The 25,047-nt window shown below is 55.4% G+C and carries 26 protein-coding genes and 1 tRNA gene; 16 read left to right on the top strand and 11 right to left on the bottom strand.

Translation table 11 applies throughout. The features are described from left to right. Nucleotides 1-7: 7 nt before the first annotated feature. The gene (locus AAC620_RS03360; RefSeq protein ID WP_340242799.1) at nt 8-694 is read right to left on the bottom strand and encodes a haloacid dehalogenase type II; all 687 of its coding nucleotides are present in this window, start codon (nt 692-694) and stop codon (nt 8-10) included. A 617-nt stretch (nt 695-1,311) separates the two neighbouring features. Between AAC620_RS03360 and AAC620_RS03355 the strand changes: the two genes are divergently transcribed. Beyond that, nucleotides 1,312-1,968, top strand: a complete 657-nt coding sequence (locus tag AAC620_RS03355) for a Hint domain-containing protein (RefSeq protein ID WP_340242798.1) — start codon at nt 1,312-1,314, stop codon at nt 1,966-1,968. On the opposite strand, the gene AAC620_RS03350 is transcribed toward AAC620_RS03355, so the two are convergent. The 5 genes from AAC620_RS03350 to AAC620_RS03330 are packed head-to-tail and all read right to left on the bottom strand — an operon-like array spanning nt 1,965 to nt 6,530. Next, nucleotides 1,965-2,573, bottom strand: a complete 609-nt coding sequence (locus AAC620_RS03350) for a nucleotidyltransferase family protein (protein WP_340242797.1) — start codon at nt 2,571-2,573, stop codon at nt 1,965-1,967. The genes AAC620_RS03355 and AAC620_RS03350 overlap by 4 nt on opposite strands. Beyond that, nucleotides 2,566-3,867: an HlyC/CorC family transporter gene (locus AAC620_RS03345; RefSeq protein WP_317654541.1), complete on the bottom strand. Its 1,302-nt coding sequence runs from the start codon at nt 3,865-3,867 to the stop codon at nt 2,566-2,568. The genes AAC620_RS03350 and AAC620_RS03345 overlap by 8 nt, the downstream gene beginning before the upstream one ends. Before the next feature lie 8 nt (nt 3,868-3,875). Further along, nucleotides 3,876-4,826 carry a tyrosine recombinase gene (locus tag AAC620_RS03340; protein ID WP_340242796.1) on the bottom strand — a complete coding sequence of 317 codons (951 nt, stop codon included), beginning with the start codon at nt 4,824-4,826 and terminating at the stop codon, nt 3,876-3,878. A gap of 12 nt (nt 4,827-4,838) precedes the next feature. After that, on the bottom strand, nt 4,839-6,389 hold the full coding sequence (locus tag AAC620_RS03335; protein WP_340242795.1) for a hypothetical protein: 1,551 nt from the start codon (nt 6,387-6,389) through the stop codon (nt 4,839-4,841). Nucleotides 6,390-6,395: 6 nt separating this feature from the next. Further along, nucleotides 6,396-6,530: a hypothetical protein gene (locus AAC620_RS03330; protein WP_317654546.1), complete on the bottom strand. Its 135-nt coding sequence runs from the start codon at nt 6,528-6,530 to the stop codon at nt 6,396-6,398. A gap of 168 nt (nt 6,531-6,698) precedes the next feature. Between AAC620_RS03330 and AAC620_RS03325 the strand changes: the two genes are divergently transcribed. Together AAC620_RS03325 and aroB are read left to right on the top strand one after the other, a co-directional pair. After that, on the top strand, nt 6,699-7,280 hold the full coding sequence (locus AAC620_RS03325; protein WP_445322426.1) for a shikimate kinase: 582 nt from the start codon (nt 6,699-6,701) through the stop codon (nt 7,278-7,280). Then, the gene (gene aroB, locus AAC620_RS03320) at nt 7,277-8,392 is read left to right on the top strand and encodes a 3-dehydroquinate synthase (RefSeq protein ID WP_340242793.1); all 1,116 of its coding nucleotides are present in this window, start codon (nt 7,277-7,279) and stop codon (nt 8,390-8,392) included. The genes AAC620_RS03325 and aroB overlap by 4 nt, the downstream gene beginning before the upstream one ends. Here the strand turns inward: aroB and gpt are convergent. Genes gpt through fabI form a run of 3 tightly spaced genes read right to left on the bottom strand, consistent with a single transcriptional unit; the run spans nt 8,389 to nt 10,370 of the window. Then, nucleotides 8,389-8,907 (bottom strand): xanthine phosphoribosyltransferase, encoded by a 519-nt coding sequence (gpt, locus tag AAC620_RS03315; RefSeq protein ID WP_317654549.1) that lies wholly within the window; start codon nt 8,905-8,907, stop codon nt 8,389-8,391. The two genes, aroB and gpt, sit on opposite strands and share 4 nt — an antisense overlap. Nucleotides 8,908-8,926: 19 nt before the next feature. Further along, entirely contained in the window at nt 8,927-9,547 is a 621-nt protein-coding gene (locus tag AAC620_RS03310; RefSeq protein WP_340242792.1) for a LysE family translocator, read from the bottom strand. Nucleotides 9,548-9,554: 7 nt separating this feature from the next. Next, nucleotides 9,555-10,370, bottom strand: a complete 816-nt coding sequence (gene fabI / locus AAC620_RS03305; protein WP_340242791.1) for an enoyl-ACP reductase FabI — start codon at nt 10,368-10,370, stop codon at nt 9,555-9,557. 153 nt (nt 10,371-10,523) lie between these two features. On the opposite strand from fabI, the gene pdxH reads away from it, so the two are divergent. The 9 genes from pdxH (at nt 10,524) to AAC620_RS03260 (ending at nt 20,123) form a co-directional block, all read left to right on the top strand. After that, nucleotides 10,524-11,135, top strand: a complete 612-nt coding sequence (pdxH, locus tag AAC620_RS03300) for a pyridoxamine 5'-phosphate oxidase (protein ID WP_340242790.1) — start codon at nt 10,524-10,526, stop codon at nt 11,133-11,135. Nucleotides 11,136-11,355: 220 nt separating this feature from the next. Then, nucleotides 11,356-11,883 carry a cold-shock protein gene (locus tag AAC620_RS03295; protein WP_317654555.1) on the top strand — a complete coding sequence of 176 codons (528 nt, stop codon included), beginning with the start codon at nt 11,356-11,358 and terminating at the stop codon, nt 11,881-11,883. Nucleotides 11,884-11,902: 19 nt separating this feature from the next. Next, on the top strand, nt 11,903-12,346 hold the full coding sequence (locus AAC620_RS03290) for a DUF192 domain-containing protein (protein ID WP_340242789.1): 444 nt from the start codon (nt 11,903-11,905) through the stop codon (nt 12,344-12,346). Nucleotides 12,347-12,400: 54 nt separating this feature from the next. After that, a tRNA-Pro gene (locus AAC620_RS03285) sits at nt 12,401-12,477 on the top strand. Between the two features lie 231 nt (nt 12,478-12,708). Continuing rightward, complete coding sequence (locus AAC620_RS03280; RefSeq protein WP_340242788.1) at nt 12,709-13,035, top strand: hypothetical protein; 327 nt, start codon at nt 12,709-12,711, stop codon at nt 13,033-13,035. Then, complete coding sequence (locus AAC620_RS03275; protein ID WP_340242787.1) at nt 13,025-16,684, top strand: vitamin B12-dependent ribonucleotide reductase; 3,660 nt, start codon at nt 13,025-13,027, stop codon at nt 16,682-16,684. Before AAC620_RS03280 ends, AAC620_RS03275 begins: the two co-directional genes overlap by 11 nt. A gap of 416 nt (nt 16,685-17,100) precedes the next feature. Continuing rightward, nucleotides 17,101-18,114 carry an ABC transporter substrate-binding protein gene (locus tag AAC620_RS03270; protein ID WP_340242786.1) on the top strand — a complete coding sequence of 338 codons (1,014 nt, stop codon included), beginning with the start codon at nt 17,101-17,103 and terminating at the stop codon, nt 18,112-18,114. Nucleotides 18,115-18,213: 99 nt separating this feature from the next. Further along, nucleotides 18,214-19,104 carry an ABC transporter permease gene (locus tag AAC620_RS03265; protein WP_317654562.1) on the top strand — a complete coding sequence of 297 codons (891 nt, stop codon included), beginning with the start codon at nt 18,214-18,216 and terminating at the stop codon, nt 19,102-19,104. Continuing rightward, nucleotides 19,101-20,123 carry a quaternary amine ABC transporter ATP-binding protein gene (locus tag AAC620_RS03260; RefSeq protein WP_340242785.1) on the top strand — a complete coding sequence of 341 codons (1,023 nt, stop codon included), beginning with the start codon at nt 19,101-19,103 and terminating at the stop codon, nt 20,121-20,123. The genes AAC620_RS03265 and AAC620_RS03260 overlap by 4 nt, the downstream gene beginning before the upstream one ends. 12 nt (nt 20,124-20,135) lie before the next feature. Here AAC620_RS03260 and AAC620_RS03255 read toward each other — a convergent pair whose 3' ends face one another. Then, nucleotides 20,136-21,011, bottom strand: coding sequence for a helix-turn-helix domain-containing protein (locus AAC620_RS03255; protein ID WP_340242784.1), 876 nt, complete (start codon nt 21,009-21,011; stop codon nt 20,136-20,138). Nucleotides 21,012-21,063: 52 nt separating this feature from the next. Then, entirely contained in the window at nt 21,064-22,026 is a 963-nt protein-coding gene (gene miaA / locus AAC620_RS03250) for a tRNA (adenosine(37)-N6)-dimethylallyltransferase MiaA (protein ID WP_340242783.1), read from the bottom strand. A gap of 128 nt (nt 22,027-22,154) precedes the next feature. On the opposite strand from miaA, the gene pyrH reads away from it, so the two are divergent. The 4 genes from pyrH (at nt 22,155) to AAC620_RS03230 (ending at nt 25,043) form a co-directional block, all read left to right on the top strand. Continuing rightward, nucleotides 22,155-22,886 (top strand): UMP kinase, encoded by a 732-nt coding sequence (pyrH, locus tag AAC620_RS03245; RefSeq protein WP_340243602.1) that lies wholly within the window; start codon nt 22,155-22,157, stop codon nt 22,884-22,886. Between the two features lie 69 nt (nt 22,887-22,955). After that, complete coding sequence (gene frr / locus AAC620_RS03240) at nt 22,956-23,522, top strand: ribosome recycling factor (protein WP_340242782.1); 567 nt, start codon at nt 22,956-22,958, stop codon at nt 23,520-23,522. After that, nucleotides 23,458-24,258, top strand: a complete 801-nt coding sequence (locus AAC620_RS03235; RefSeq protein WP_445322446.1) for an isoprenyl transferase — start codon at nt 23,458-23,460, stop codon at nt 24,256-24,258. Before frr ends, AAC620_RS03235 begins: the two co-directional genes overlap by 65 nt. Then, on the top strand, nt 24,255-25,043 hold the full coding sequence (locus AAC620_RS03230) for a phosphatidate cytidylyltransferase (protein ID WP_340242780.1): 789 nt from the start codon (nt 24,255-24,257) through the stop codon (nt 25,041-25,043). Before AAC620_RS03235 ends, AAC620_RS03230 begins: the two co-directional genes overlap by 4 nt. Nucleotides 25,044-25,047 lie beyond the last annotated feature (4 nt).

The raw sequence follows: 25,047 nt of genomic DNA, 5'->3' as shown, positions 1-25,047 counted from the left end.
TTTTCCTTTACCCCCAATGCGCAATGAGCTGATCTGTCAGATCGGTCATATCGCGCGCTATGATGTCGGGTTGCGGTATATCCGCAATCGGCAAGGGCGCATTGCCTGTGCGATGCAAAAACGCGCCGCGATAGCCGCAGGCCTGTGCGCCGATCGTATCCCAGATATGGCAGGCAATCATACACAACTGAGCAGGGGCTAGGTTCAGCGATGTGGCAAGATGTTCGTAAACCGCGGGGGCGGGTTTGAAGGCTGCAACCTCGGCCACGCTGAAATTTCCGTCAAAAAAGCGGTCTAGCCCCGCGCGAAACAGGGCCGATTCTGCGCCAAGGGGCGAGTTGGTCAGTGTGACCAATCGAAACCCTGCCGCACGCAAGCGCGTTAATCCTGCCTCAACATCCCCATGGGGCGGCATATGGGTGAGGGCATGGCCAAGCGCCGCCGTATCATCCTTGTGAACAGCGATGCCTTTTACTGTGGCCAGCATTGTAAAGACCGCCATGCCCAGTTCACCAAACGGGCGGTAGTGACCCGCGAATGTTAGGGTTTGGGAATAAAGGATCAATTCAGAAAACCAGACCCGCATCATGGCCGCATCGCCAAAGGCGCGGGCAAACACAGGTTCAAGCGTGGTCAGGTCAAGCAATGTTTCATTGACGTCAAAGACGAGGGTCGGGCGGTCAGTGGTGTGCATGGGGCCTCACAAAGCGGGAAGGGGCGCAATCAGCCTAGCGCGTGATCTGCGCCATGGCAAAACCAAGTCAGCCTTCGATGTTTTGCGTGTGAGGGGCCCCGTCAAACTTGTCCCATGTGAGAAACATTCTGTTTCTCTTCAGCCACGTTGGGGGAATGCGGGGCTGAATCCCGTGGCAACACTTGGGATTTGGGGGCTGCTCTCAATGTCGCCTAGGGGAAGCCACATTGAGAGCAGCGGGGTATTAGGGGTGCCTTTATGTTTAGGGTTTTACCGCTATTGACACCAGTTGTCGAAAGTATGGGTTTGGTTATCCTTTGCTGCATCTTCACGCTTTCGCGCCCGTTGCAGGCGGGCGTCTTGGTTTTGCGGCCAGACCGTCCTAGGTGGGGCGAAGAGGTGGAAAAAATGTGTTAATATTTTGCATGAATAATATATACAGGTATCGGCTATACGGAATCGGGGGCATGGATTTCAAATGGTCATGAAAGCGCCGCAAGAGCGCCCTAGAATCGCAGCAATTGAGGCAGAGAACAGGCATGTGGCCGTCAAAATTTGGCGCCTCGGCTGAGTCTAAGCCGTGCCATCGAGTTAGTAATGAATTTTGGAGTAAAAAAATGACAGCACAGCCCCAATCCTATTTTCATGCACAAGACGCGCATACTGCCGTAACGCCCTGCTTTACGCCGGGCACGATGATTGCCACGTTGCGTGGCGAACGCGCGGTGGAGACATTGCAGCAGGGGGATAAAATCGTCACCCGTGACAATGGTGTGCAAGAAATTGCTTGGATTGGTGGCCGTGTTTTGGAGCGTGCAGATATGCAGTGCGCCGCGAGCTTACGCCCCGTCCTTTTGCGTGCGGGCTGTTTGGGACATGGACTACCCGTGCGTGATATGTTGGTTTCGCCCAGTCACCGCATTTTGTTGATGCCTGAACATCCCGCCGCATTGGCGGGCGAAAGCCTGATTGCCGCACGCGATCTGATTGACCACCGCGAGGTGATGGCGGTCGATACGGTGCGGGTTAATTACATCCATATCATGTTCGAGCATCATCAAATCGTGATGTCTGACAGCATTTGGACAGAAAGCTTTCACGCAGAAACCAAAACATTGCGGGGCATGGATGCGGCGCAGCGGCGTGAGATCTTGTCTCTCTTCCCAGAGTTAGAGACAGAAGAAGGCCAAATCGCGCAGGCAAGTGCAGCCCGCCCGATTGTTGATTATGCGTCCGATATTCGGACGGATCGGATGATGCGCAATATTATCTAAGCCCGCGATTTGCGCCATGCCGCCCAATCTTCGGGCGTATCGAGGTCTGTTGTCGCGCGGGTTTCGGGCAGGGGGATGTGCACAATGCGCGCCCCATGTTGCTCTAGCACCGCGCGCGCGCCCTGATCCCCTGTCACTTTCACAAGTTCGGGCAGAAGATCGCGGGGAAAGACAATTGGATGTCCTGCGCGGCCTTTATTGTCAGCCGCGCGCAAAATGGCATCTGGATGCATTCGTGCGAAGGTGAGCATCAGATACAGGTCATGTGCTGTCAGATCGGGCAAATCTGCCAACAGGATCATGACCGCGCAGTCAAGCCCCGCAATCCCTGCTTTCAAACTGTCACTCATGTCGCGCCCTGCGGGCAGGTGGATGATTTCGATATCCGTGAAATCCCTCAGTTCTGCGGCGCGGTCTGTTTGACCCTCAGCCAGAACCACACGCACCGCAGATGCCCCCGCCTTGCGTGCCCGCGCCACCATGAGGCGCAGCAAGGCTTGGCCATCGACATCTTCCAACAACTTGTCGCGGCCCCGCATGCGGCTTGACCTGCCTGCCGCGAGAACCACGATTGCGGGCGCTTTATGCGGGATCGGATCAGCCAAGTTTGCGAATTTTGATCTGGGTGAGACGGTTGTTCTCACGGGCCACCACCTCAAAGCGGAAGCCATGAAAGGAAAATGCTTGACCGATGACAGGAATTGTTTGCGCCTCGTGGATCACCAACCCTGCGACAGTGTTGGCCTCTTCATCGGGAAGGCTCCAATCCGTGGCGCGGTTGAAATCACGAATGGTCATTGCCCCATCAATCAAGAAATGCCCATCGGGGCCAGGTTTCAATTGCGGCGCTTCATCCACATCAAATTCATCGGTGATTTCACCGACAATCTCCTCAAGGATATCTTCAAGCGTGATCAAGCCGCGCAAAGCGCCGTATTCGTCCACCACCAACGCGAAATGCGTTTTGCGGCGCAGGAATTGGCGCATCTGTTCGTCCAATGTGGTGGTGTCAGGCACGAAATAGGGTTTCATGGCGACATCGGTGATACGGAAATTTTCGATCCCCTTCGCGTTTTCGCCGCGCGTCAGCCCATCCATGGCGCGCAGCAAATCCTTTGCATGGATCACGCCAATGATATTTTCCGTCTCGCCGCGATAGACGGGCAGGCGGGTATGGGGCGATTGCAAGGCTTGGCTCAAGATTTCCTCAGGGGTGGCATCAGCATTGATCATTTCGATCTTTGAGCGATGCAACATGATTTCCTCAACCATCCGCTCGTGCAAATCTAGCGCGCCAAGCAAGCGGTCGCGATGTTCTTTTTCCACCGCCCCCTCGGAATGGCCCAGCGTGATCGCACCTGCGATTTCCTCGCGCGCAGACAGGATTTTACTGTCAGGGTCGGTTTGCACGCCAAAGAGGCGCAAGACCCCGCGCACCAAAATCCGCACCGCGCCCACAATCGGGGAAAACAAGAAAATCACCACCGCAATCACGGGCGAGACGCGGGCGGCGGTCTTTTCGGCATTGGTGATGGCATAGGTTTTGGGCAGCACTTCGGCAAAGATCAAAACCAACAGGGTCATGACAAGCGTGGCAAGCGCCACGCCCGATTCCCCAAACAGGCGCGTGAACAGGGCGGTCGCCAAAGAAGCAGCCAAGATATTGACCACATTATTGCCCAATAGAACCGATCCGATCAGCCGCTCGCTGTCTTCGGTCATGCGCAAGGCGCGCTCAGCCCCCTTTGAGCCCCGATCCGCCTGTGCGCGCAATTTCCCGCGCGAGGCTGCGGTCAATGCCGTTTCAGAACCTGAGAAAAACGCAGACAGCACCAAAAGCCCCATAATCGAGGCGGCGCTTATCCAAAGGGCAGAATCAAACGAAATCGTTTCAGTCATGGGGCCTATCAATTTTCAGTCGAGGCAGATGTTTGATCCGCCAAAGGGTGATGTTCGAGCACGAGGGCTTTTAACCGCTCATCTAAGATATGGGTATAGATTTCGGTCGTTGCGATATCCGCGTGACCCAAAAGGGCCTGAATGCTGCGTAAATCTGCGCCGCCCGCCAATAGATGGGTGGCAAAGGCATGGCGCATGCGGTGCGGGGTGACCGATTGCGGTGGCACGCCTGCATCACGGGCAATTTCCTTGATCAGCGTGTAAAACCGCACCCGCGTCATGTGGCCTTCTTTGCTGCGGCTGGGGAACAGGTAGCGCGAGGGTTTTGCACCCCCTTCGCGTGTTGCGAGCTCTTCCAATGCATCGCGGCGGGCAAGCCAAGATTGCAGCGCCAAACGCGCGGATTGCGTTAGCGGCAGCATCCGTTCCTTGCCGCCTTTGCCCTTGATCAAGATCAGCTTGGGGTCACCCCGCACGGCGGCCACGGGCAGGGTGACAAGCTCGCTTACCCGCATCCCTGTCGCGTATAAAATTTGCATCATGCAATGGTTGCGCAACCGATCATCGGCACTGCGCCCATGGATTTCAGCCTGCGCCAAAAGCCGATCCACGGCCTCATGGCTGAGGGTTTTGGGCAAAGATTTCTCGCGCGCAGGCCCCTTGATTTTGAGGCTTGGGTTATCGTTGCGCAGGCCTTCCTCAAACAGAAATCGACACATTTGTTTCAGCGCAGATAAGCGCCGCGCGCGCGTGGCGCGTGACAGCCCCCGAACCTCTAGATCGGCAAGATAGGTTTCGATCCCATCTCGCGTGACGCTGAGGAAATCTGCGCCGTGATCGGTGAAAAATGCCCGCGCATCTTCCAAATCACGGGCATAAGCCAAGAGCGTGTTTTGCGCTGCGTTCAACTCGGCTGCTTGCGCCTCAAGGAATTGGGTGATCAATCTTTGATCTGTCATGATCGGGCGCTCTTATCCGTTTCTATCGGGCAGGAGATATAGCTGAAGGGCCGCGCGCCGCGCGCTGTCTTCTAGACCCAAATAGCGCAAGACCCGCAAGGCATCTGAGAGATCGTCTAAATCTGCACCATCCCCTGATAGGGTCAGGGCTGCGAGCAAAAGCGCCTCTCCCGCGCGATTGCCTGTAATCAGGGGCGCATAGCGGTCAGGCAGCGCAATTTCGTCAAATCCCGCCGCAAGGGCCATAACCCGTGGGCTTGCCGTTGCGGGCAAATTGGGCATCTGCCCGCGCGCCAAAGCAAAGGCCACCGCCTCATGTGCGGATTGCGGCACCGCACGCAGGGCAAGGCTTTCGTAATTGCGGGAGAGGAGTTCGATTTTGCGGGCGAGGATCGCCGCCTCACCCACCAAAGGTTGGCGGCCAAGCGGGTCGGCGTAAAGCTGTGCAAAAGCGGGCAAAAGCCCCGTGGGGCCAAGCACATCCACCACGCGCGCAAGGCTGCGGGCAATGGCCGCCACATCACCCGCAAGGAGGCTTGCATCAAATTCCTGAACGGCTGCAACGCGCTCCCATATCCCGCCCGAGGCGGAGGGGCGGCGCGAGGTGGCAATGGCCAACCATTGGCTTGGCTCAATCGCGCCTGCGCGCAACAGGCGTTCTGCGGCATCAAGCTGTGCGCGCCACCCCGCCTGCGGGGCGAGGTCGGCATGGGCAAAGGCCAAAGGCAGCCCAAGCGATGAAGGGCGTTCTGCAATGGCCGCGCGCATCACATAGCGCAGCGGTGTTATATCGGGGTCTAGGGGCAAGGGCGGCTCCCCCTCAAATAGCTCGGGATCAAGGAAGCGCGCGATCAAATCCGCCTCATCTTCGGTGATAAACCCTAAGGCAACGCCCGTGCCCATTGAGAGCGCCGCCGCTGACCAATCGCCTGAACGGGCCAAGCAAAAAATCCGTGCGGGATATGTTGGTGCGATATCAGGGCTCGCGCGCATCGCGGCGCAGGCACGATCTGCCTGCCCTAAAAGAAGCGAGACATCGAACCAACGCCGAAATACCTCGCCGTCTTCTACGCCTGCGCGCTCAATCAATGCGCGGGCAGGCTCAAGCGCGCCGCGCGCCAAGAGCATATCAATCCGCGCCAAAAACAGATCATCCGCCGCGGCATCATTGCCCCCAAGGGGGGGATCAAGCTCGGACAGGGCCAAACGTTCGGTTAAATCCAAAATGGCGGGCGGCCCTGTCATCGGCAAGCGGCGAAACAGGCCTGCAAGCTCGGCACTGTCAGATTGGCCCCAAAGCCCACTGGGAAAGCCCGTAACCCGCGCAGGCAAAAGTCCCACGGCGTTGCGCGTGATCGGCCCTATCGGCATCACGCGGATATCTTCGGTGACAATTTCTGCGGCAACATCGGGGCTGCGCGGCGCAATCGTGTCGGAAAGCCAAGTGGGCGCGATATCCTGTGGCGACATTTGCGGCGTTTGTGCCGCCAGTGGCAGCGCAGGCAAAAGCCAAATCAGACCTGCTACAAGCCCCCAAAATGTTCCGCCCCTCAGCCTGCGCATGATCTGTTACTCAAGCGGGATCGAGATTGTGTCGCGCAATTCTACTGTCTCGGGTTGCATAAGGCCCGAATAGCCATATCCCAACAGGCCAACAGCAGTGAGCAGGATTAAAATCACCAATCCCATGAACAGCTTAACCATATTTCTCGTGCCTCTGCCTTCTGCGCTTATTCTCGCGCGGTTGCTTGCTTGCGTGTCTGTCCCCCAACGCGTATTGCGTGGAATAGTAGACGATCTAGCGCCAATATAGGGGAGTTCGCGCAGAATTTCTTGGGGGAATTTTGCGAAATCTTCGCAAATGCATAAAGGATGCACAGGGTGAACGGGCAAACACGGGCTGAAACCGCCTATAATTTGCACAAAACCGTGGTTTTGGTCGGGATGCCAGGCTCGGGCAAAACCGCCGTCGGGCGGGCCTTGTCGGCACGGCTTGGGGTCGAGTTGCGCGATTCTGATACCGAAATTGTCGAAAGCGCACAGATGAGCATCGCCGAGATTTTCGAACGCTTCGGCGAGCCGTTTTTCCGTGACCGCGAAAGCAAAGTCATCGCACGGCTACTGACGGGTGCGCCTGCAGTTCTGTCTACTGGCGGGGGGGCGTGGCTGTCGCCTGAAAACCGCGATTTGATTTCGGCGCAAGCGGCGGTCTTGTGGTTGGATGCCGATATTGAGCTTTTGTGGTCGCGGGTGCGCCACAAAACCACGCGGCCGCTGCTCCATGGGCCTGATCCGCGCGGCAAGCTTGAGGCTTTGATGGTGGCGCGCCGCCCTGCCTATGAGCAGGCTGAATTGCGCCTTGAAATCGCGCATGATTGGTCGATTGAGGATACGACCGATCATGTGCTGCGTTTGCTTCACGCTCATAATGTCTTGTCGGAGGTCGCAAAATGACATCCACGGTGCGGGTAAATCTGGACAGTCGCAGCTATGATGTGGTGATTGGCTCTGGTCTGATTGCGCAGGCGGCAACCCATCTTGCGCCTTTGTTGCGGCGTCCAAAAGTTTGGATCGTGACCGAAGATCGGGTGGCACCCTTGCATTTGCCCCATCTTGAGGCGGCCTTGAGCGCGGGCGGGATTGCCGCAAGCGCGCTGACTTTGCCTGCGGGTGAGGGCACAAAATCATGGCAATATCTGACGCAGACTGTTGAATGGCTGCTCGATGAAAAGGTTGAGCGGGGCGATATCGTGATCGCGCTTGGCGGCGGTGTGATTGGGGATCTCGTTGGTTTTGCGGCTGCGATCCTGCGCCGTGGCGTGCGCTTCGTGCAGATGCCAAGCTCGCTTCTGGCGCAGGTCGACAGTTCGGTTGGTGGCAAAACGGGCATCAACACGCGGCATGGCAAAAACCTCGTTGGTGCCTTTCACCAACCAAGCCTTGTTTTGGCCGATATTGATCTTTTGTCTACTTTGGCCCCGCGTGACTTTTTGGCGGGTTATGGCGAAGTGGTGAAATATGGCTTGCTTGGCGATGCCGCGTTTTTCGACTGGCTTGAGGAAAACGCCCCCGCCATGGCCGCAGGGGATTTGGCCTTGCGCGAAGAGGCGGTGCGTTGGTCAGTTCAGATGAAGGCCGATATCGTGGCCCGCGATGAGACAGAGCAGGGGGATCGCGCACTTCTCAATTTGGGCCATACCTTCTGCCATGCGCTTGAGGCGGCCACGGGCTATTCTGATCGCCTGTTGCATGGCGAGGGGGTGGCGATTGGGTGCGCTTTGGCGGCGGAATTATCGGCGCGCTTGGGGTTGTGCCCGCAAGAGGAGCCATCCCGCATCCGCGCGCATCTGGCCGAGATGGGCATGAAGCGCGATTTGGCGGATATTGAGGGCGATTTGCCCGATGCGGACGCGCTGCTTGCGCTGATGGCGCAGGATAAAAAGGTGCTTGAAGGGCAGCTGCGCTTTATCTTGATGCGCGGCATTGGCACATCCTTTGTGACCTCGGATGTGCCGCCTGATGCCGTTAAAACCCTTTTAAATGAGGCGCTTGGCGCGCGCAATTAATCCTTGCCGCGATAAGGCTCGACATATTGCAGGGCCATATCCCATGGAAAGAAAATCCATGTATCTTGGCTGACACCTGTGATGAATGTGTCGACCATAGGCTCGCCCTTGGGTTTGGCATAGGTCGTAGCAAAATGCGCCTTGGGGTAAAGTTTGCGCACCAGTTCGAGGGTTTTTCCTGTATCGACCAAATCATCCACGATCAGGACGCCCTCACCATCCCCCATCATGTCGACATCTGGGCTTTTGAGCACCTCTGCCTCGCGACGCTGATCGGCCTTGCCGCCGCCAGAATGGTAGGATTTGACGCTGATCGTATCCACTGTGCGAATATCCAATTCGCGCGCCACAATCATTGCAGGGGCCATGCCGCCGCGCGTGATGGCGACCACCGCCCGCCATGACCCATCAGGCCCAGGCCCGCGTTTGTCCAAGCGCCACGCAAGCGCGCGCGCATCGCGGTGCAATTGATCCCACGAGACATGAAAGCCTTTCTCATGTGGCAAACGATCCATGGCACTGTTTCTCCTTTGATCAACCAAGGGCAAGCTTGGCACCCATAAGTGCCAGAAGCCCGCCAAATATACGCTCAATCACGGGTTTGAAACCCAAATAGGCACGCCGTGGCCCCGATAGCGAGAAAATACGCGCCACAATCAGGTTCCAGCCTGCGTCATTTAGAAAGATCATGCCCAACACCACAGCATAGACCCAGTGATCTGGATTGGCGGGCAGGAAGGTGAGGAAGATCGTGCCGAAAAACACGGCGGGCTTGGGATTGGCAAGCTGTGTCGCAATGCCAAGCCAGATCAATTTCGCCGCCGATTTTGGGGCCTCATCCGCGGGGATTGGCGTGACCTCAAAGGGCAGGGCGGCGCTGCGCCATACCTTGAGAGCTAAGTAAAAGAGATACCCCGCTCCAACCAGTTTTAACCCCAAAAGCACGGCAGGGGCGTGTTCGAACAGAATCGCAAGGCCGAAAATTGCGGCTACGGCCCACAAGCAGGCCCCAATGCCAAAACCAATGGCGAGGAAAATTGCGCGATCAAACCCATCGCGCGCTGCGCTGCGGGCCGCCAAAAGTGTTGTGGGGCCGGGGCTCATAGCGGCGGCCAGATGCACCAAATAAATCGCGAGAAATGCCGCGACTGTCATGGCGCCCCTAGTCCTTGCGTCCCGTCACCACATCAATATCAGGCGCATCCACCGCTTTCATGCCCACCACGTGATATCCTGCATCCACGTGCAAATTCTCGCCCGTCACACCAGAGGCGAGATCAGACAGCAGATAAAGCGCGGATTTGCCCACATCCTCGATGGAGACATTGCGGCGCAGCGGCGAATTCAGCTCGTTCCATTTGAGGATATAGCGGAAATCTCCAATGCCCGAGGCGGCCAAGGTTTTGATCGGCCCCGCCGAGATGGCGTTGACGCGGATATTCTGTTTGCCCAGATCTTCGGCCAGATACATCACGGACGCTTCAAGCGCGGCTTTCGCGACCCCCATGACGTTGTAATGCGGCATCACCTGTTCCGCGCCATAATAGGTCAGGGTCAGTGCCGAGCCGCCATTGGTCATCAGTTTTTCGGCGCGCTGCATCACGGCGGTGAAAGAATAGACCGAAATATTCATCGTCATTTCGAAATTCGCGGCGCTTGTGTCCACATAGCGGCCACGCAATTCGTTTTTATCGGAAAATCCAATGGCGTGAACGATGAAATCGAGACTGCCCCATTTGTCTTTGAGGGACTCAAAAACCGCGTCTAGGCTGTCATTATCGGTCACATCGCACGGCAGCACCAGATCGGAACCCAGTTCCGCCGCCAAAGGTTGCACCCGCTTGAGCAGTTGTTCGCCTTGATATGAAAACGCCAATTCGGCGCCATGCTCTGCAAGGGCTTTTGCAATCCCCCACGCGATGGATTTGTCATTTGCAAGGCCCATAATCAGCCCGCGCTTGCCAGTCATAATCCCCATGCCGCCCTCAATCCTTGTCGCTATTGTTGGGTTAGGAAGGGTTTAGACCTTTGGGGTCACAGCTTCAAGATGTCCCGTCAGCCTTGAAGGGGGGGCGTGTGCGCTCTAGGTTGAGACGCGGCAGAAATGCCGCAATAATTAATGGGGCATAGCATGACCGATCGCACAGGAATTTTTGCAGGGGATGATCCATTCGCCATTGCGCGCGCATGGATGAAGGAGGCTGAGAAAAGCGAACTCAACGATCCTGATGCGATTGCCTTGGCCACGGTTGACGCGCAAGGCCTGCCCAATGTGCGCATGGTTTTGCTGCGTCAAATTGAAGATGACGCTTTTGTTTTTTTCACCAATTACGACAGCAAAAAGGGCCAAGAGATCAGCGCGAGCGGCAAGGCGGCCTTTGTGCTGCATTGGAAATCCTTGCGCCGTCAGATTCGAGTGCGGGGCATGGTGACCCGTGAGGATGGGGCGCAGGCGGATGATTATTTCGCCTCACGCTCTCTGAAAAGTAGGCTTGGGGCATGGGCCTCGCGTCAATCACAGCCCTTGGACAGTCGCGCCTCATTGATGGCGGATGTTGCTAAAATCACCGTTGAGAAAGGCCCAAACCCACCGCGCCCCCCATTTTGGGGCGGATTTCGCATCAGACCTGTGGAAATTGAATTTTGGGCCGATGGTGCATTTCGTCTGCATGATCGGTTTCGGTGGACGCGTGATCTCGGGGCAGATGCATCGAATTGGACAGTGCAGCGGTTAAACCCTTAAATTGCGCGAGGGCGGGACGTTTCTTGTTGAGAAACGCATCAACTGCGCCATCAGAAAATGCTTAATTTGATTATTTTTAGGGGGTGATTTTGCATAAATCACCAATAATTATCTTTTTTCGACATAAATTTTAATTTATTCTTGCAGATATATTCGCTTCGGGCCAAACCCTTAGGCAGGGACGGATGGGCTTAGGCCCGAAGACATAGGATGCACCACAATGACGGAAGTCGATCGCTACATGGGGGTGGCGGTTCGTGGCAAAGTGAAATGGTTTGATGCCACCAAAGGGTATGGATTTATCCTTGCCGATGACGGTGGCCCAGACATTTTATTGCACGCGAATGTATTGAGAAATTTTGGCCAAAGCTCGATTGCTGAAAATGCATATGTCGAGGTGGTCGTAAATTACACAGACCGCGGTGCGCAAGCGCAGGAGGTGTTGTCACTGACACCGCCAAGCGAGCAAGAGGTGGATTTTCACCCGCGTATTGATATACCGCAGACAGATGCACCTTTCGTTGCGGCGCGGGTGAAATGGTTTGACAAGGCAAAGGGGTTTGGCTTTGCGAATGAATTTGGCATTGCCGATGACATATTTATCCATGTCGAGATTTTGCGCCGCTTTGGCTTTGCCGATTTGCAGCCGGGCGAGGCGCTTGCCGTTCGCATTGTCGATGGCCCGCGCGGTAAGATGGCCGCAGAGGTGCGCGCGTGGGATTATGTGCAGCACGAGAATTTGGATTAACACGGCCGCGGCCCTAGGGTTGGCTTTCAGTGCGATATCTGCGCGGGCGGCCTGCCGCCCCGAACGGGTCGAGATCAAAGGTGATTTCGGGACGGCACGCTTTACAGTGGAAATCGCAGACGATCCGCAAGAGCGCGCAGTCGGTTTGATGAATCGCCCCGCAATGCCGCGTATGGCGGGGATGTTATTCATCTACGAGCGTCCGCAGCCCGCCAGCTTTTGGATGGAAAACACGCTGATCCCGCTTGATATGCTGTTCATCGATTCGCGCGGGCAAGTGGTTCACATCCATGAAAACGCGATTCCCCTTGATCGCACGCCCATCCGTGGCGGTGATGAGATTCTCGCAGTGCTGGAAATCAATGGTGGCATGTCAGAAATGCTGAATTTGCAGGTCGGTGCGGTGATCCGCCACCCGCAAATGCCACAACAGGGCGCTTTGTGGCCCTGTGAAGTTCAATAGAAGTGCATGAGTGCTCTTTTCATCCGTGAAAAGAGGCGCTAAGAGGCACGCAGTCGGGGCGTGGCGCAGCCTGGTAGCGCGGCGGTTTTGGGTACCGTAGGTCGTAGGTTCGAATCCTATCGCCCCGACCACTTCCACAAAAGCAGATCGTCATTTGAGCCTGAGATGGGGCGCGATCTGCCTTTGGCGTGAATTTACCTCTAAAAGACATACTATATTTTGTGGGCAGATCTTGGGGCCAATGTTTTTATTTGTCGACCGCACCACGATGCGCGCGGCCTGATCCATGGCTTTCGTTTCATGGTCTAACCTGTCGTGCTGTAACAATTCTTTCACAAATTGAGCCTGTTGTAGGGGATTTGATGAATCACAGCGCCTCTTGCGGTTTTGCAGTTTGGGCAGATTTCAAGACTGAAAATTTTGAAAATTCACAAAAAAACCGATTGACCAAATATGTGTCCCTACGTCAGGTTGTGGGGGCTGAGAGTGTCACTACAATATCTAGTGGTCTCGGTGCGGGGCAGTTCCTCAACCTTTGTCATAGCGAACCTCTTTTGGCGGTGCGGGCAAATTTGTTTGGGTGTGTCGGGCTGGTTCCGCAAAAAAAGACGGTCAGAGCGCGTAAGACGCTGGCAGGCCGCGTTAGTTGGAACAGGGCTAGTAACAAAAGAGGCAGCCATGAAAATTGAACGTAGGTTCACCCGCGACGGCGCAGATGTATACGCAGATCTCGAATTCACTCTCACATCTTCTGAAATTCGCAATCCAGACGGCACCATCGTCTTTAAACTAGACGAAGTAGAGGTTCCCAAATCGTGGAGCCAAGTTGCCTCGGATGTGATCGCACAGAAATATTTCCGCAAAGCAGGCGTTCCTGCACGGCTGAAGCCCGTGAAAGAAAAGGGTGTGCCTGATTTCCTTTGGCGCCATGTGGCGGATGACGAGGCCTTGGCCGAGCTGCCCGAAGATCAGCGCATTGTGGGCGAAACATCCGCCAAGCAAGTGTTCCGCCGTTTGGCAGGGGCATGGGCCTATTGGGGATGGAAAGGCGGCTATTTCTCGACCGAGGCCGATGCGCGCGCCTATTTCGAAGAAATGCAATTGATGCTCGCGCGCCAGATGGCCGCGCCAAACAGCCCGCAGTGGTTCAACACAGGCCTCCACTGGGCTTATGGCATTGATGGCCCAAGCCAAGGCCACCACTATGTTGATTATAAAACGGGTAAGCTGACCAAATCAGCCTCGGCCTATGAGCATCCCCAACCGCATGCTTGCTTCATCCAATCCGTTGCGGACGATCTGGTGAATGAGGGCGGGATCATGGATCTCTGGGTGCGTGAAGCGCGCCTGTTCAAATATGGCTCTGGCACAGGCACGAACTTTTCGATGCTGCGTGGCGAAGGTGAAAAACTGTCGGGCGGCGGCAAATCCAGCGGTCTGATGGGCTTTTTGAAAATCGGTGACCGTGCGGCAGGCGCCATCAAGTCGGGCGGCACCACACGCCGCGCGGCAAAGATGGTGATCGTGGATGCAGACCACCCGGATATCGAAGCCTTCATCGATTGGAAGGTGATCGAAGAACAGAAGGTTGCTTCGCTTGTTGCAGGCTCGAAGATGCATGAGAAAATGCTCAACGGTCTCTTTGCGGCGGTCAAGACATGGGACGGGGATCTCGCGGATGCGACCGACCCGGCGAAAAACGGCGCGCTGAAGGATGCAATCCGCGCGGCGAAAAAGGTGTCGATCCCCGAAACCTATATCAAGCGCGTCTTGGATTATGCGCGTCAGGGTTACACATCGATTGAATTTCCGACCTATGACACAGATTGGGACAGCGAGGCTTATGCCAGCGTCTCGGGTCAGAATTCCAACAACTCGATCCGCGTGACGGATGATTTCCTTCAGGCGGTCAAGGATGATGCGGAATGGCATCTGAAATCACGCGTGAACGGCAAGCCCACCAAAACCCTGCAGGCCCGTGATCTGTGGGAAAAGGTTGGTCATGCTGCATGGGCCTGCGCTGATCCTGGCATCCAGTTCCATGACACCGTTAACGCATGGCACACATGCCCTGCAGACGGGCCGATCCGTGGGTCGAACCCCTGTTCGGAATATATGTTCTTGGACGATACGGCTTGTAACCTTGCCTCCATGAACCTGCTGACCTTCTACAAGGATGGCAAGTTTGATGCAGATGGCTACATGCACGCGACCCGGCTTTGGACATTGACTTTGGAAATCTCGGTGATGATGGCGCAGTTCCCCTCAAAGGAAATCGCGCAGCTTTCTTATGATTTCCGCACATTGGGTCTGGGTTATGCCAATATTGGCGGCCTGTTGATGAATATGGGCTTGGGCTATGACAGTGATGAGGGGCGCGCATTATGCGGTGCATTGACGGCGCTTATGACGGGCGTGTCCTATGCAACATCTGCGGAAATCGCGTCTGAACTGGGGCCATTCTCAGGGTATAAGCGCAACGCGGATAATATGCTGCGCGTCATCCGTAACCATCGCCGTGCGGCCTATGGCGAGGCGGATGGTTATGAAGATGTCAACGTCACCCCTGTGCCATTGGATCACGCCAACTGCCCCGATGCGCGTCTGGTTGATCTGGCCAAGCAAGCATGGGATGAGGCGTTGGATTTGGGCCAAAAGCATGGCTATCGCAACGCTCAGGCCACTGTGATTGCGCCAACGGGCACAATCGGTCTGGTCATGGATTGCGACACAACAGGCATCGAGCCCGATTTCGCATTGGTAAAGTTCAAGAAACTGGCCGGTGGTGGTTACTTCAAAATCATCAACCGCTCTGTGCCTGCCGCCTTGGAAAAACTGGGCTATTCTTCCTCCGAGATTGAAGAAATCATTGCCTATGCGGTCGGCCATGGCACGCTTGGCAATGCGCCTGGTATCAACCATACCGCCTTGGTGGGGCATGGGTTTGGTCAGGCTGAATTGGACAAGATCGAAGCGGCTTTGCCACAGGCCTTTGATATCCGCTTTGTGTTCAACCAGTGGACCTTGGGTGAGGAATTCTGCACCAAAACCTTGGGCATTCCACAGGCCAAGCTGAATGATCCGAGCTTCAATCTTCTGCAACATTTGGGCTTCTCGAAGCAGGACATCGAAGCTGCCAATGATCATGTCTGCGGCACCATGACCTTGGAGGGCGCACCTTTCCTAAAGGAAGAGCATTACAACGTGTTCGATTGCGCCAACCCATGCGGCAAGAAGGGCAAGCGTTACCTCTCGGTCAACAGCCATATCTATATGATGGCTGCAGCGCAGAGCTTTATCTCTGGCGCGATTTCCAAGACGATCAACATGCCAAATTCGGCGACAATCGAAGATTGCCAAGAGGCCTATGAATTGAGCTGGTCTTTGGGGATCAAGGCAAATGCGCTGTATCGTGATGGCTCGAAATTGAGCCAGCCTTTGGCAGCGGCCTTGGTCGAAGATGATGACGAGGCGGCAGAGATCCTTGAAAGCGGCAGCCCGCAGGAAAAAGCGGCTGTTTTGGCGGAAAAGGTGATCGAAAAGATTGTGATCAAGGAAGTGGCCCGCGCCAAGCGCGAGAAACTGCCTGAACGCCGCAAAGGCTACACCCAGAAGGCGATTGTGGGCGGTCACAAGGTCTATCTGCGCACAGGCGAATATGCCGATGGCGCGCTTGGTGAGATTTTCATCGATATGCACAAAGAGGGCGCAGGCTTCCGTGCTATGATGAACAACTTCGCCATCGCAGTATCGGTTGGCCTGCAATATGGTGTGCCGCTTGAGGAATTCGTGGATGCCTTCACCTTCACCAAGTTCGAGCCTTCGGGCATGGTGCAGGGCAATGACTCGATCAAGAATGCAACTTCGATCCTTGATTACATCTTCCGCGAATTGGCGGTGTCCTATCTCGACCGCACCGATCTGGCCCATGTAAAGCCAGAAGGCGCAAGCTTTGACGATATGGGCCGCGGTGTCGAAGAGGGTGTCTCGAACGTCAAGGAACTGTCCGACAGCGCGGCGTCAAAATCCTTGGAAGTGCTCAAACAGATCAGCTCAACAGGCTATTTGCGCAAGCGTGTCCCACAGGATTTGGTCGTGTTGCAGGGGGGTGTCTCTAGCCTTGCCGCTACGGCGGTTGGCCAATCTGGTGCGGTCGTGGCCGAGGCGGTGCAAGCTGCTGCTGTCACCACAGCCGCCGTTGAGATTGACGCGCGCACAAAGGCCAAGATGCAAGGCTATGAGGGCGAGGCTTGTGGGGAATGTGGGAACTACACCCTCGTGCGCAACGGCACATGCATGAAGTGCAACACCTGCGGCGGCACATCGGGCTGCAGTTAAGCACAGATTTTCCATCCCGCCGCGCTGATGGTCGTTTGCCCACGATCACGCGCAGCGGGAGGGGAACACGGGGCGGGTGCGCTCGCCCCTGACGCGGATCAAGCCGCAGGCAGAAACAACGGGCGGTAAATAGAGTGAGCTTGATCAGCGAAACTGGGGGTGCCATCGGCGCCCCCATTTTTTTGGCGTTTGGTTTGTGACTGAATTGTAAAATGGTGTCGCAAAGCAAATAAATGTCGCTTTTGCGATATTCATCCGTGGGTTGTGCAATATTTTTAATCACATTATTTCAGTGTCTTAGGATGATTTTAGAAATAAGAGCTTGAGAATTTTAAGTCGTTATAGAACGATAGCGACATAATTCGTCTGGGTCGCTTTGCGCGGCCCAAAATAAAACGACCGACAGGAGAGATCATATGAAATTCGTAAAACCGCTTGCCGCTGGCATTGTTGGCGCTGCCGCGCTTGGGTTTGGGGGGGCTGCATCTGCGCAAGATTGTGGTTCATTGACCATTGCTGAAATGAACTGGGCATCTGCCGAATTGATGGCAAATGTCGACAAGATCATCCTTGAGGAAGGCTATGGCTGCGATGTCGAGCTGATCCCTGGTGCGACCATGACCACTTTCACCTCGATGAATGAAAAGGCGGAACCTGATGTCGCGCCTGAATTGTGGATCAACGCGGTGCGCGACCCGCTGAACAATGCGATTGCCGAAGGCAGCCTGCATTCCGTGGTGCAAGGCCCGATTACTGGCCTTGGTGAAGGGTGGTGGGTTGATCCGCAATTTGCGATTGATCACCCCGAATTAGACACAGTCGAGAAAGTGCTGGCGCGGCCTGATCTGTTCCCATGGGCGGAAGACGAAGATATGGGTGCTTTCATGGGCTGCCCCGCGGGGTGGGGTTGCCAATTGTCGAATGCGCAACTGTTCCGCGCCTACGGCATGGAAGATTTGGGGTGGCATTTGGTCGATCCTGGATCCGCGGCAGGGCTTGATGGCTCAATCGCCCGTGCGGTGGATCGGGGCGAATATTGGTTCGGCTATTACTGGTCGCCTACCGCCGTTGTCGGCAAATACAACCTTGTGATGTTGGAGTGGGAAACCCCGTGGGGCGGTTCTGAAAACTGGGATGGCTGTATCGTGAAGCCAGAGCAGGAATGCCTTGATCCACAGCCAACCTCTTATACCGAATCCGAGGTGCATACGGTCATCACAGATCGCCTGATGCAGGAGGGTGGTATCGCGGTGGATTATCTGGCCAACCGCATCTTCCCCGGTGAGGCGATGAACGCGATGTTGGTCTACATGACCGATAACCAAGCCACGGGCGAGGCTGCGGCCTTTGAATTTCTGGCCACCCATGAGGATATTTGGACGCAATGGGTGACCGAGGATGCCGCCGCTGCCATTCGCAGCGCGCTGTAAAACGCTGTCTGTGCGATTGAGACGGGCATAGACATCCAAGCGGAAAGGGCGCTGTCCTTTCCGCTTTTTCAATTCATTAAAATATACGAGGCCATCTAAATGTGGGATTTCTTTGCCGAATTTCCAAGCATCGGGCGCCGCGATCTGAGCCAATTACAACAGGGCATTGATGACGGGTTCCGCGCCTTTTCGCGTGCCTATGGAGAGGCGCTTGAGATATTTTTCAGCCCGCTTTTGCATTTCTTGGTGTGGTTTGAAAAACTGCTTCTGGCCACGCCTTGGCCAATTATCTTGGTCGTTCTCAGCGGGCTTGCGTGGCTTGGCTCACGGTCATGGAAAATCACCATCGGAACATTCCTTGCCTTTGCCGTAATTGGCTATTTTGGAATGTGGGAAGATACGATGGCGACTTTGGCGATCATTTCGGTCGCAACCTTTGTTTGTATCATCGTGGGGATCCCTTTGGGGATTTTGATGGCAAAATCCGACAGGCTGCAGGGCGCGATTACGCCGATTTTGGATGTGATGCAGACAATCCCGTCATTTGTGTATTTGATCCCCGTGGTTATGCTGCTTGGTATTGGCAAGGTGCCTGGTCTGATTGCAGTTTGCATCTATGCCATTCCCCCCATCGTGCGACTGACAAATCTCGGCATCCGTTTGGTGGATCGCGAGGTTTTAGAAGCGGCTGAGGCCTTTGGCGCAAGCCCGCGCCAGAAGCTATTTGATGTGCAAATTCCCTTGGCTTTGCCCAATATTTTCGCAGGCGTGAACCAGACGATCATGATGGCTTTGGCCATGGTTGTAATTGCGTCAATGATCGGGGTGCGGGGTCTTGGCGTGCCCGTATTGCGCGCGATTTCCAACCAATATTTGGCCCTTGGTTTGATGAATGGTTTGGCGATTGTCGCGCTGGCCATCATTTTCGACCGCGTCAGCCAATCCTATGGCAAACGCCTACAGGCGCATCGTGAGGGGGGCGAGAAATGAGCGATCCCAAAATTCAAATCAAAAACCTTTATAAGATTTTTGGAAAATCTCCGCAAAAGGCGTTGAAATCCGTCCAGTCAGGCATGGGCAAGGATGCTTTGCGCGAAGAAACGGGGCATGTTCTGGGCGTGGATAACGTCTCGCTTGATATTGCGCCGCAAAATATTCAGGTGGTGATGGGGTTGTCGGGGTCGGGTAAATCCACCCTAATCCGCCATATCAACCGCCTGATTGAGCCGACCGCAGGTGAAATTTTGGTGGATGGCGAAAATGTTTTGACCATGGACAAGGATGCTTTGCGGGATCTGCGGCGTTTCAAGATGTCGATGGTGTTTCAACATTTTGGTCTTTTCCCGCATCGCCGTGTGATTGAAAACGTCACCTATGGCTTGATCGTGCAAGGCGTGGATGAGAGCGAGGCCGAAAAGCGGGCCAAGCAATGGATTTCCCGCGTGGGGCTTGAGGGGTATGAAAACAATTATCCAGGTCAATTGTCGGGCGGCATGCGGCAGCGCGTGGGTCTGGCGCGCGGTTTGGCAACGGATGCTGATATCTTGCTGATGGACGAGGCGTTTTCCGCGCTCGACCCGTTGATCCGCTATGATATGCAATCCATTTTGATTGATCTGCAAAAGGAACTGCACAAAACGATTGTCTTCATCACCCATGATTTGGACGAGGCGCTGCGCCTTGGCGACAATATCGCGATTTTGCGCGATGGTCATTTGGTGCAGCAAGGCAGCGCGCAAGATATCGTGTTGCGTCCTGCCGATGATTACATTGAGGATTTCATCAAGGACATCAACCGCGCCCGCGTGATCAAATTGGGTTCCATCATGCAACCTCTGGGTCGTGGGAAATTGCCTGACTCTGCACCGCGCTTGGATGCTGACACTATTTTGCAAGATGCGTTGATGGTGGTCGCGCAATCAAAGGGCAACACCGTAATTGTCGAAGAACGCGGTCAGCCCAAGGGAAAAATTACCACCCGCGCTGTCATTGAGGCGCTGCATGGCTAAGTGAAACAGGGGCTATCGGTGGCGCGTGCTGTGCCATTGCCCCTGTTTTTGATCGCGATATCCGGTGGGGGTTGTGCCTGTTTCTTGGCCAAAGGCGCGGGTGAAATAGGCGGGTGACGAATAGCCTAAATCGCGTGCGATTTTTGCGGCGCTGTCATGGGTATCGACCAAACGGCGGCGGGCCTCGGCCATCAGCACCTCATTGATCAGGGCAAGGGCCGTGCGCCCTGTGATTTCGCGACAGATGCGCGTGAGATGGGTGGGCGTCACATCAAGGCGCGCGGCATAGTCGGACACGCCCAATTGAGCGTTGAACCCTTGCGCCAAGAGCGCCGCAAAACGCGAGAGGAGCTGCGCCGATTTGCTGGGCTTTTTGATTTGGGTGCGCAATCTGTGAGTGGCATCGCGGTCACGTTGGCTGGAAATGAGTCTTTCACGCTCAAGCATCGCTGAGAGCAGCAGACCAAATCCCAGTTTCATCCGTCTCGCCGAAGAGGTGTCTTGATCTTCTAGCCGCGCCATCCGCTCAATTAGGCCCGTCAACTCCACCTGCGCTTCGGCGGAACTGGGCGTGAGGCAAAGGGATGTTTGCGGCAATTCCAAATCGGCAAGATTTGGGAAATAGGCCACATGGCCTTGTAATTGCGTGGGCAATTCAATCGACAACAGCATTGACGCTGGAATAAATAAAATCTTGGGGCCTGTGGCCATGATCGGGTGCAAATCCGCCGTGATGCGGGTTGTGCCGCGCGTCAGCCAAAACAAGCGCGATTTGGGGCAGTGATGCGCCAATTCATGCCGCCAAGTGCCATGAAGTCGAATTTGACCAATCGTTCGTGCGGCATAGGCGGGCGCGTTGGTAGGGCCCACCTCTTGCTGATCCGACATTATCCCCTATCCGATTCGTGCCTATATCCCCAAATTTATAGGCACCTAAAATTTAGACAGGAATATATAGATCTGTCCATCCTGTGGACTGTGCGCGCAGCCACGTCCGTTGCCTTTTTGCATATTGGCGCGAGGCGATAATGGCGGCCTCTATGGCTGTCTCAAGCGAAATGTCACCACGAAGGTGGGCGATCAATTCAGGTGCGCCGATGGCTTTTGCCGCGCCTTGCACCTGATCCCAATGGGGCAAGGCGGCCCGCGCCTCATCCAATGCGCCCTCTTTTATCATTGTATGGAAACGGCGGGCGATGCGGTCATTGAGCCAATCTCGATCCGCCATGAGTTTGAACGCCGCCACATGATCCAGAGGCAGGAGGGGGGCGGGCGTTTCAGCCTGCCATTGCGAGAGGGGTTTGCCTGTGGCGCGCCACACCTCCCAAGCGCGCTGAACGCGGGCGCGGTTTTGTCGGTCAATCTTTGCATAAATCACGGGGTCGGATTGCTCTAAATCGGCCAAAAGGGCGGCATGGCTTTGTTCATCTGCCACGATGCGCACGGGTTTTGGCACGGGCGGGATTTCGGCCAAACCTTCGGTTAGCGCACGAAAATAAAGCCCTGTGCCCCCCACGATAATGGGACGCGGCCCTGTTCGCAGCAGCGGCGCCAAATCGCGCAGCCATGCCCCCACGGAATAATCGCCCAAAAACGGCACATGCCCATAGAGATGATGCGGGCATCTTTCCTCGTCCGCGGCACTGGGGCGGGCGGTCAAGAGGCGCCATCCGTCATAGACTTGCAGTGCGTCTGCATTGATGATTTGCCCACCCCACCTGTCAGCCAAGGCAAGGGCAAGCGCAGATTTCCCGCTGGCCGTGGCCCCCGCAATCAGGATCGGACGATCAGGCGCAATGTCTTTTGCGAATTCCAAATTAAATGCGTCCAATGCCGTGCCTTTTTCCTGATCTTTTGCGGCGCGCCTAGCAATATCTGGTTTCGCTTGGGCGTGCTTTGGCATATTTAGTCGCTAGGGCAGGCGCGACCGTTGAAGTGATCCGCATTTTAGACGATGATGCGCTAAGCTCAATCACCCATTGGTGGCTTTGGCCCGATCTGCGGCCTGTCACCCGTTTGAACGAGGATATCATGGCCGCAAGCGATGCCACCCCCAAAACAACCTATAAACGCGTCATGCTGAAAATTTCGGGCGAGGCCTTGATGGGCGATAAGGGCTTTGGCCTCAATCCGCCCACAGTCGAGCGGATCGCGCGCGAGGTAAAATCGGTGCATGATCTGGGGGTGGAAATTTGCATGGTCATTGGAGGCGGTAATATCTTTCGCGGCTTGCAAGGCAGCGCGCAGGGGATGGAGCGCACCACAGCCGATTATATGGGGATGCTGGCCACGGTGATGAACGCGCTTGCGATGCAAAGCGCGCTTGAGGGGCTTGGGGTCTTTACCCGCGTGATCTCGGCCATTCCGATGGATCAGGTCTGCGAGCCTTATATCCGCCGCCGTGCGGTGCGCCATTTGGAGAAAAAGCGCGTCTGTATTTTTGCGGCAGGCACAGGAAACCCCTATTTCACAACAGATACAGCCGCCACATTGCGCGCCAATGAGATGCATTGTGATGCAATCTTAAAGGGCACCAAGGTGGACGGGGTCTATGATAAAGATCCCAAAAAACACGCCGATGCGAAACGCTTTGACGAGATCAGCTATGATGAGGTTCTCGCACAGCATCTTGGCGTCATGGATGCCTCGGCCATCGCGCTTGCGCGCGAAAACGACACCCCGATCATTGTCTTTAGCCTTGATGAGCCAGGTGGATTTCGGGGGATTTTGTCGGGGCAGGGAACCTATACAAAAGTGCGCTAAAGCCATAGAAACAGGCAGCCCCGCAGGTTATATGGGGCCAAAGCGACCTGACAAGCGAGGAGTGAGGCAATGTCAGCAGATGAATTCGAACTTGATCTAGATGATCTGACCCGCCGGATGGAGGGCGCAATTTCCGCTCTGAAAACGGAATTCGCCTCTCTGCGCACAGGCCGCGCCTCCGCAACCATGCTCGAACCTGTGATGGTCGAGGCCTATGGCCAGATGACCCCAATCAATCAGGTGGGCACCGTAAACGTGCCAGAGCCCCGCATGGTCACCATCAATGTGTGGGACAAGGCAATGGTCGGTAAGGTGGAAAAAGCCATTCGTGAATCGGGCTTGGGTATTAACCCGCAACTGAACGGCACGATCATCATGCTGCCGATCCCCGAATTGAACGAAGAACGCCGCCGCGAATTGACCAAAGTTGCTGCGCAATATGCCGAACACGCCCGTGTGGCCGTGCGTAATTTGCGCCGTGACGGGATGGATCAAATTAAAAAAGCCAAATCAACGGGCCTGAGTGAGGATGACCAGAAATTCTGGGAGGCCGAAGTGCAACAGTTGACCGATAGTTTTATCGCCAAAGTTGACGCGGCGCTTGAGGGCAAGCAAGCCGAGATTATGCAGGTCTAGGCAAAGCAAAAAAGGGGATAAGCGGATGAGCCGAAGCAATCCTGCCCATGTCGCCATTATCATGGATGGCAATGGTCGTTGGGCAAAGATGCGCGGCCGCCCGCGTCTTGTTGGCCATCATGCGGGCGCTGCGCGGGTCAAGGAAATCGCGCGGGCCTGCCCTGATCTAGGTGTGAAATACCTGACGATTTTCGCCTTTTCGACCGAAAACTGGAAACGCACCCAAACAGAAGTTGCGGGCCTCATGCGGCTGTTTCGGCGGTATCTGACCAGTGAAACCAAGGCCTTGATCAAGGCCGGGGTGCGGGTGCGTTTCATCGGGGATCGCGTGCGCCTTGAGCCGTCTTTGGTCGAGATGATGGACAATCTTGAATTGATGACCGCTGAAAATGACAAGCTGCATTTGACGGTTGCCTTGAATTATGGCGGCCGCGATGAGGTGAGCCGCGCCGCCAAGCGTTTGGCCCATGATGTGGCCGCAGGGAAAATCAAACCCGCTGATATTGATGACGAAACCTTCCCCAAATATCTCGACACCTATGTGTTGCCTGATCCTGATCTGGTGATCCGCACATCGGGCGAGGCGCGCATTTCGAATTTTCTTTTGTGGCAATCTGCCTATTCTGAATATGAATTCGTCAATACGCTTTGGCCTGATTTCACCGCCCAAGAATTTGCAGAAATTCTTGCCCGCTATGGTCTGCGCGAGCGCCGTTTTGGTGGGGTCACTGCGTGAGCGATCAACCCCAAAGCCTGTTTTCTGATTTCTGGCCGCGTATGATCACAGGGCTTTTGATGGCTGTGACGGGTCTTTATGCGGTTTGGTTGGGTGGCCCTGTTTATGTTGGCATGATTTTCCTGATCGCAGGGATTTTGATCTGGGAATTGGCAGTGATGTTGGGCGCCTCGTTGATGCGCGCGACGGGGCTTGGGGCAGGGATGATTGCCTGCCTTTATGCCGCCCATAGTCTGCCACCTGCCTATGCGCTGCCTATTTTGTTTTTGCCTGCCTTTCTTGGCCTTGTTTTGGTGCAAGAGCGGCGCGAAAAATATATGCCCTTCGCGCTGTTGATCAGCTTTGCCGCTTACGGCCTTTTGGCACATCGCGAGACCTTTGGCTTTGTCTGGATGACATGGCTCGTTTTGGTTGTGGTTGTGACCGATATTGCAGGTTATCTCGTTGGTCGCGTTGTGGGTGGGCCAAAGTTTTGGCCGCGTGTTAGCCCAAAGAAAACATGGTCTGGAACGATTGCAGGCTGGATTGGTGCGGGCTGCGTTGGGGTTGCCTATATGACCCAAACAGAAGCAGGCGCAGGGATTATTGCAATTTCAGTTGCCTTGGCCTTTGCCAGCCAGATGGGTGATTTGGCGGAAAGCGCCATTAAGCGTCATGTGGGGGTCAAGGACAGCTCGCGATTATTGCCCGGACATGGCGGGGTTTTCGATCGTTTTGATGGTATGATTGGCGCTGCGGCTTTGCTACTCTTGGTTGAAAGCTTAACAAGCTTCCCACCGCAATAAGGGA

This window comes from Roseobacter sp. HKCCA2468 (genome assembly GCF_037805105.1).
GTDB lineage: Bacteria > Pseudomonadota > Alphaproteobacteria > Rhodobacterales > Rhodobacteraceae > M30B80.
The sequence above is the reverse complement of the archived record's forward strand: the minus strand, read 5'-3'. Positions and strand labels throughout refer to the sequence as shown.

Bases quoted from the DNA above. Each gene is read 5' to 3' on its own strand.
- AAC620_RS03295 (WP_317654555.1), top strand. From the start codon at position 11,356: ATGACGGAAGTCGATCGCTACATGGGGGTGGCGGTTCGTGGCAAAGTG.
- AAC620_RS03265 (WP_317654562.1), top strand. From the start codon at position 18,214: ATGTGGGATTTCTTTGCCGAATTTCCAAGCATCGGGCGCCGCGATCTG.
- AAC620_RS03355 (WP_340242798.1), top strand. From the start codon at position 1,312: ATGACAGCACAGCCCCAATCCTATTTTCATGCACAAGACGCGCATACT.
- AAC620_RS03275 (WP_340242787.1), top strand. From the start codon at position 13,025: ATGAAAATTGAACGTAGGTTCACCCGCGACGGCGCAGATGTATACGCA.
- pdxH (WP_340242790.1), top strand. From the start codon at position 10,524: ATGACCGATCGCACAGGAATTTTTGCAGGGGATGATCCATTCGCCATT.
- frr (WP_340242782.1), top strand. From the start codon at position 22,956: ATGTCAGCAGATGAATTCGAACTTGATCTAGATGATCTGACCCGCCGG.
- pyrH (WP_340243602.1), top strand. From the start codon at position 22,155: ATGGCCGCAAGCGATGCCACCCCCAAAACAACCTATAAACGCGTCATG.
- AAC620_RS03280 (WP_340242788.1), top strand. From the start codon at position 12,709: ATGAATCACAGCGCCTCTTGCGGTTTTGCAGTTTGGGCAGATTTCAAG.
- miaA (WP_340242783.1), bottom strand. From the start codon at position 22,026: ATGCCAAAGCACGCCCAAGCGAAACCAGATATTGCTAGGCGCGCCGCA.
- AAC620_RS03345 (WP_317654541.1), bottom strand. From the start codon at position 3,867: ATGACTGAAACGATTTCGTTTGATTCTGCCCTTTGGATAAGCGCCGCC.
- AAC620_RS03255 (WP_340242784.1), bottom strand. From the start codon at position 21,011: ATGTCGGATCAGCAAGAGGTGGGCCCTACCAACGCGCCCGCCTATGCC.
- AAC620_RS03340 (WP_340242796.1), bottom strand. From the start codon at position 4,826: ATGACAGATCAAAGATTGATCACCCAATTCCTTGAGGCGCAAGCAGCC.
- AAC620_RS03360 (WP_340242799.1), bottom strand. From the start codon at position 694: ATGCACACCACTGACCGCCCGACCCTCGTCTTTGACGTCAATGAAACA.
- AAC620_RS03330 (WP_317654546.1), bottom strand. From the start codon at position 6,530: ATGGTTAAGCTGTTCATGGGATTGGTGATTTTAATCCTGCTCACTGCT.
- AAC620_RS03335 (WP_340242795.1), bottom strand. From the start codon at position 6,389: ATGCGCAGGCTGAGGGGCGGAACATTTTGGGGGCTTGTAGCAGGTCTG.
- AAC620_RS03260 (WP_340242785.1), top strand. From the start codon at position 19,101: ATGAGCGATCCCAAAATTCAAATCAAAAACCTTTATAAGATTTTTGGA.
- AAC620_RS03325 (WP_445322426.1), top strand. From the start codon at position 6,699: ATGCACAGGGTGAACGGGCAAACACGGGCTGAAACCGCCTATAATTTG.
- aroB (WP_340242793.1), top strand. From the start codon at position 7,277: ATGACATCCACGGTGCGGGTAAATCTGGACAGTCGCAGCTATGATGTG.
- AAC620_RS03310 (WP_340242792.1), bottom strand. From the start codon at position 9,547: ATGACAGTCGCGGCATTTCTCGCGATTTATTTGGTGCATCTGGCCGCC.
- AAC620_RS03270 (WP_340242786.1), top strand. From the start codon at position 17,101: ATGAAATTCGTAAAACCGCTTGCCGCTGGCATTGTTGGCGCTGCCGCG.
- fabI (WP_340242791.1), bottom strand. From the start codon at position 10,370: ATGGGGATTATGACTGGCAAGCGCGGGCTGATTATGGGCCTTGCAAAT.
- gpt (WP_317654549.1), bottom strand. From the start codon at position 8,907: ATGGATCGTTTGCCACATGAGAAAGGCTTTCATGTCTCGTGGGATCAA.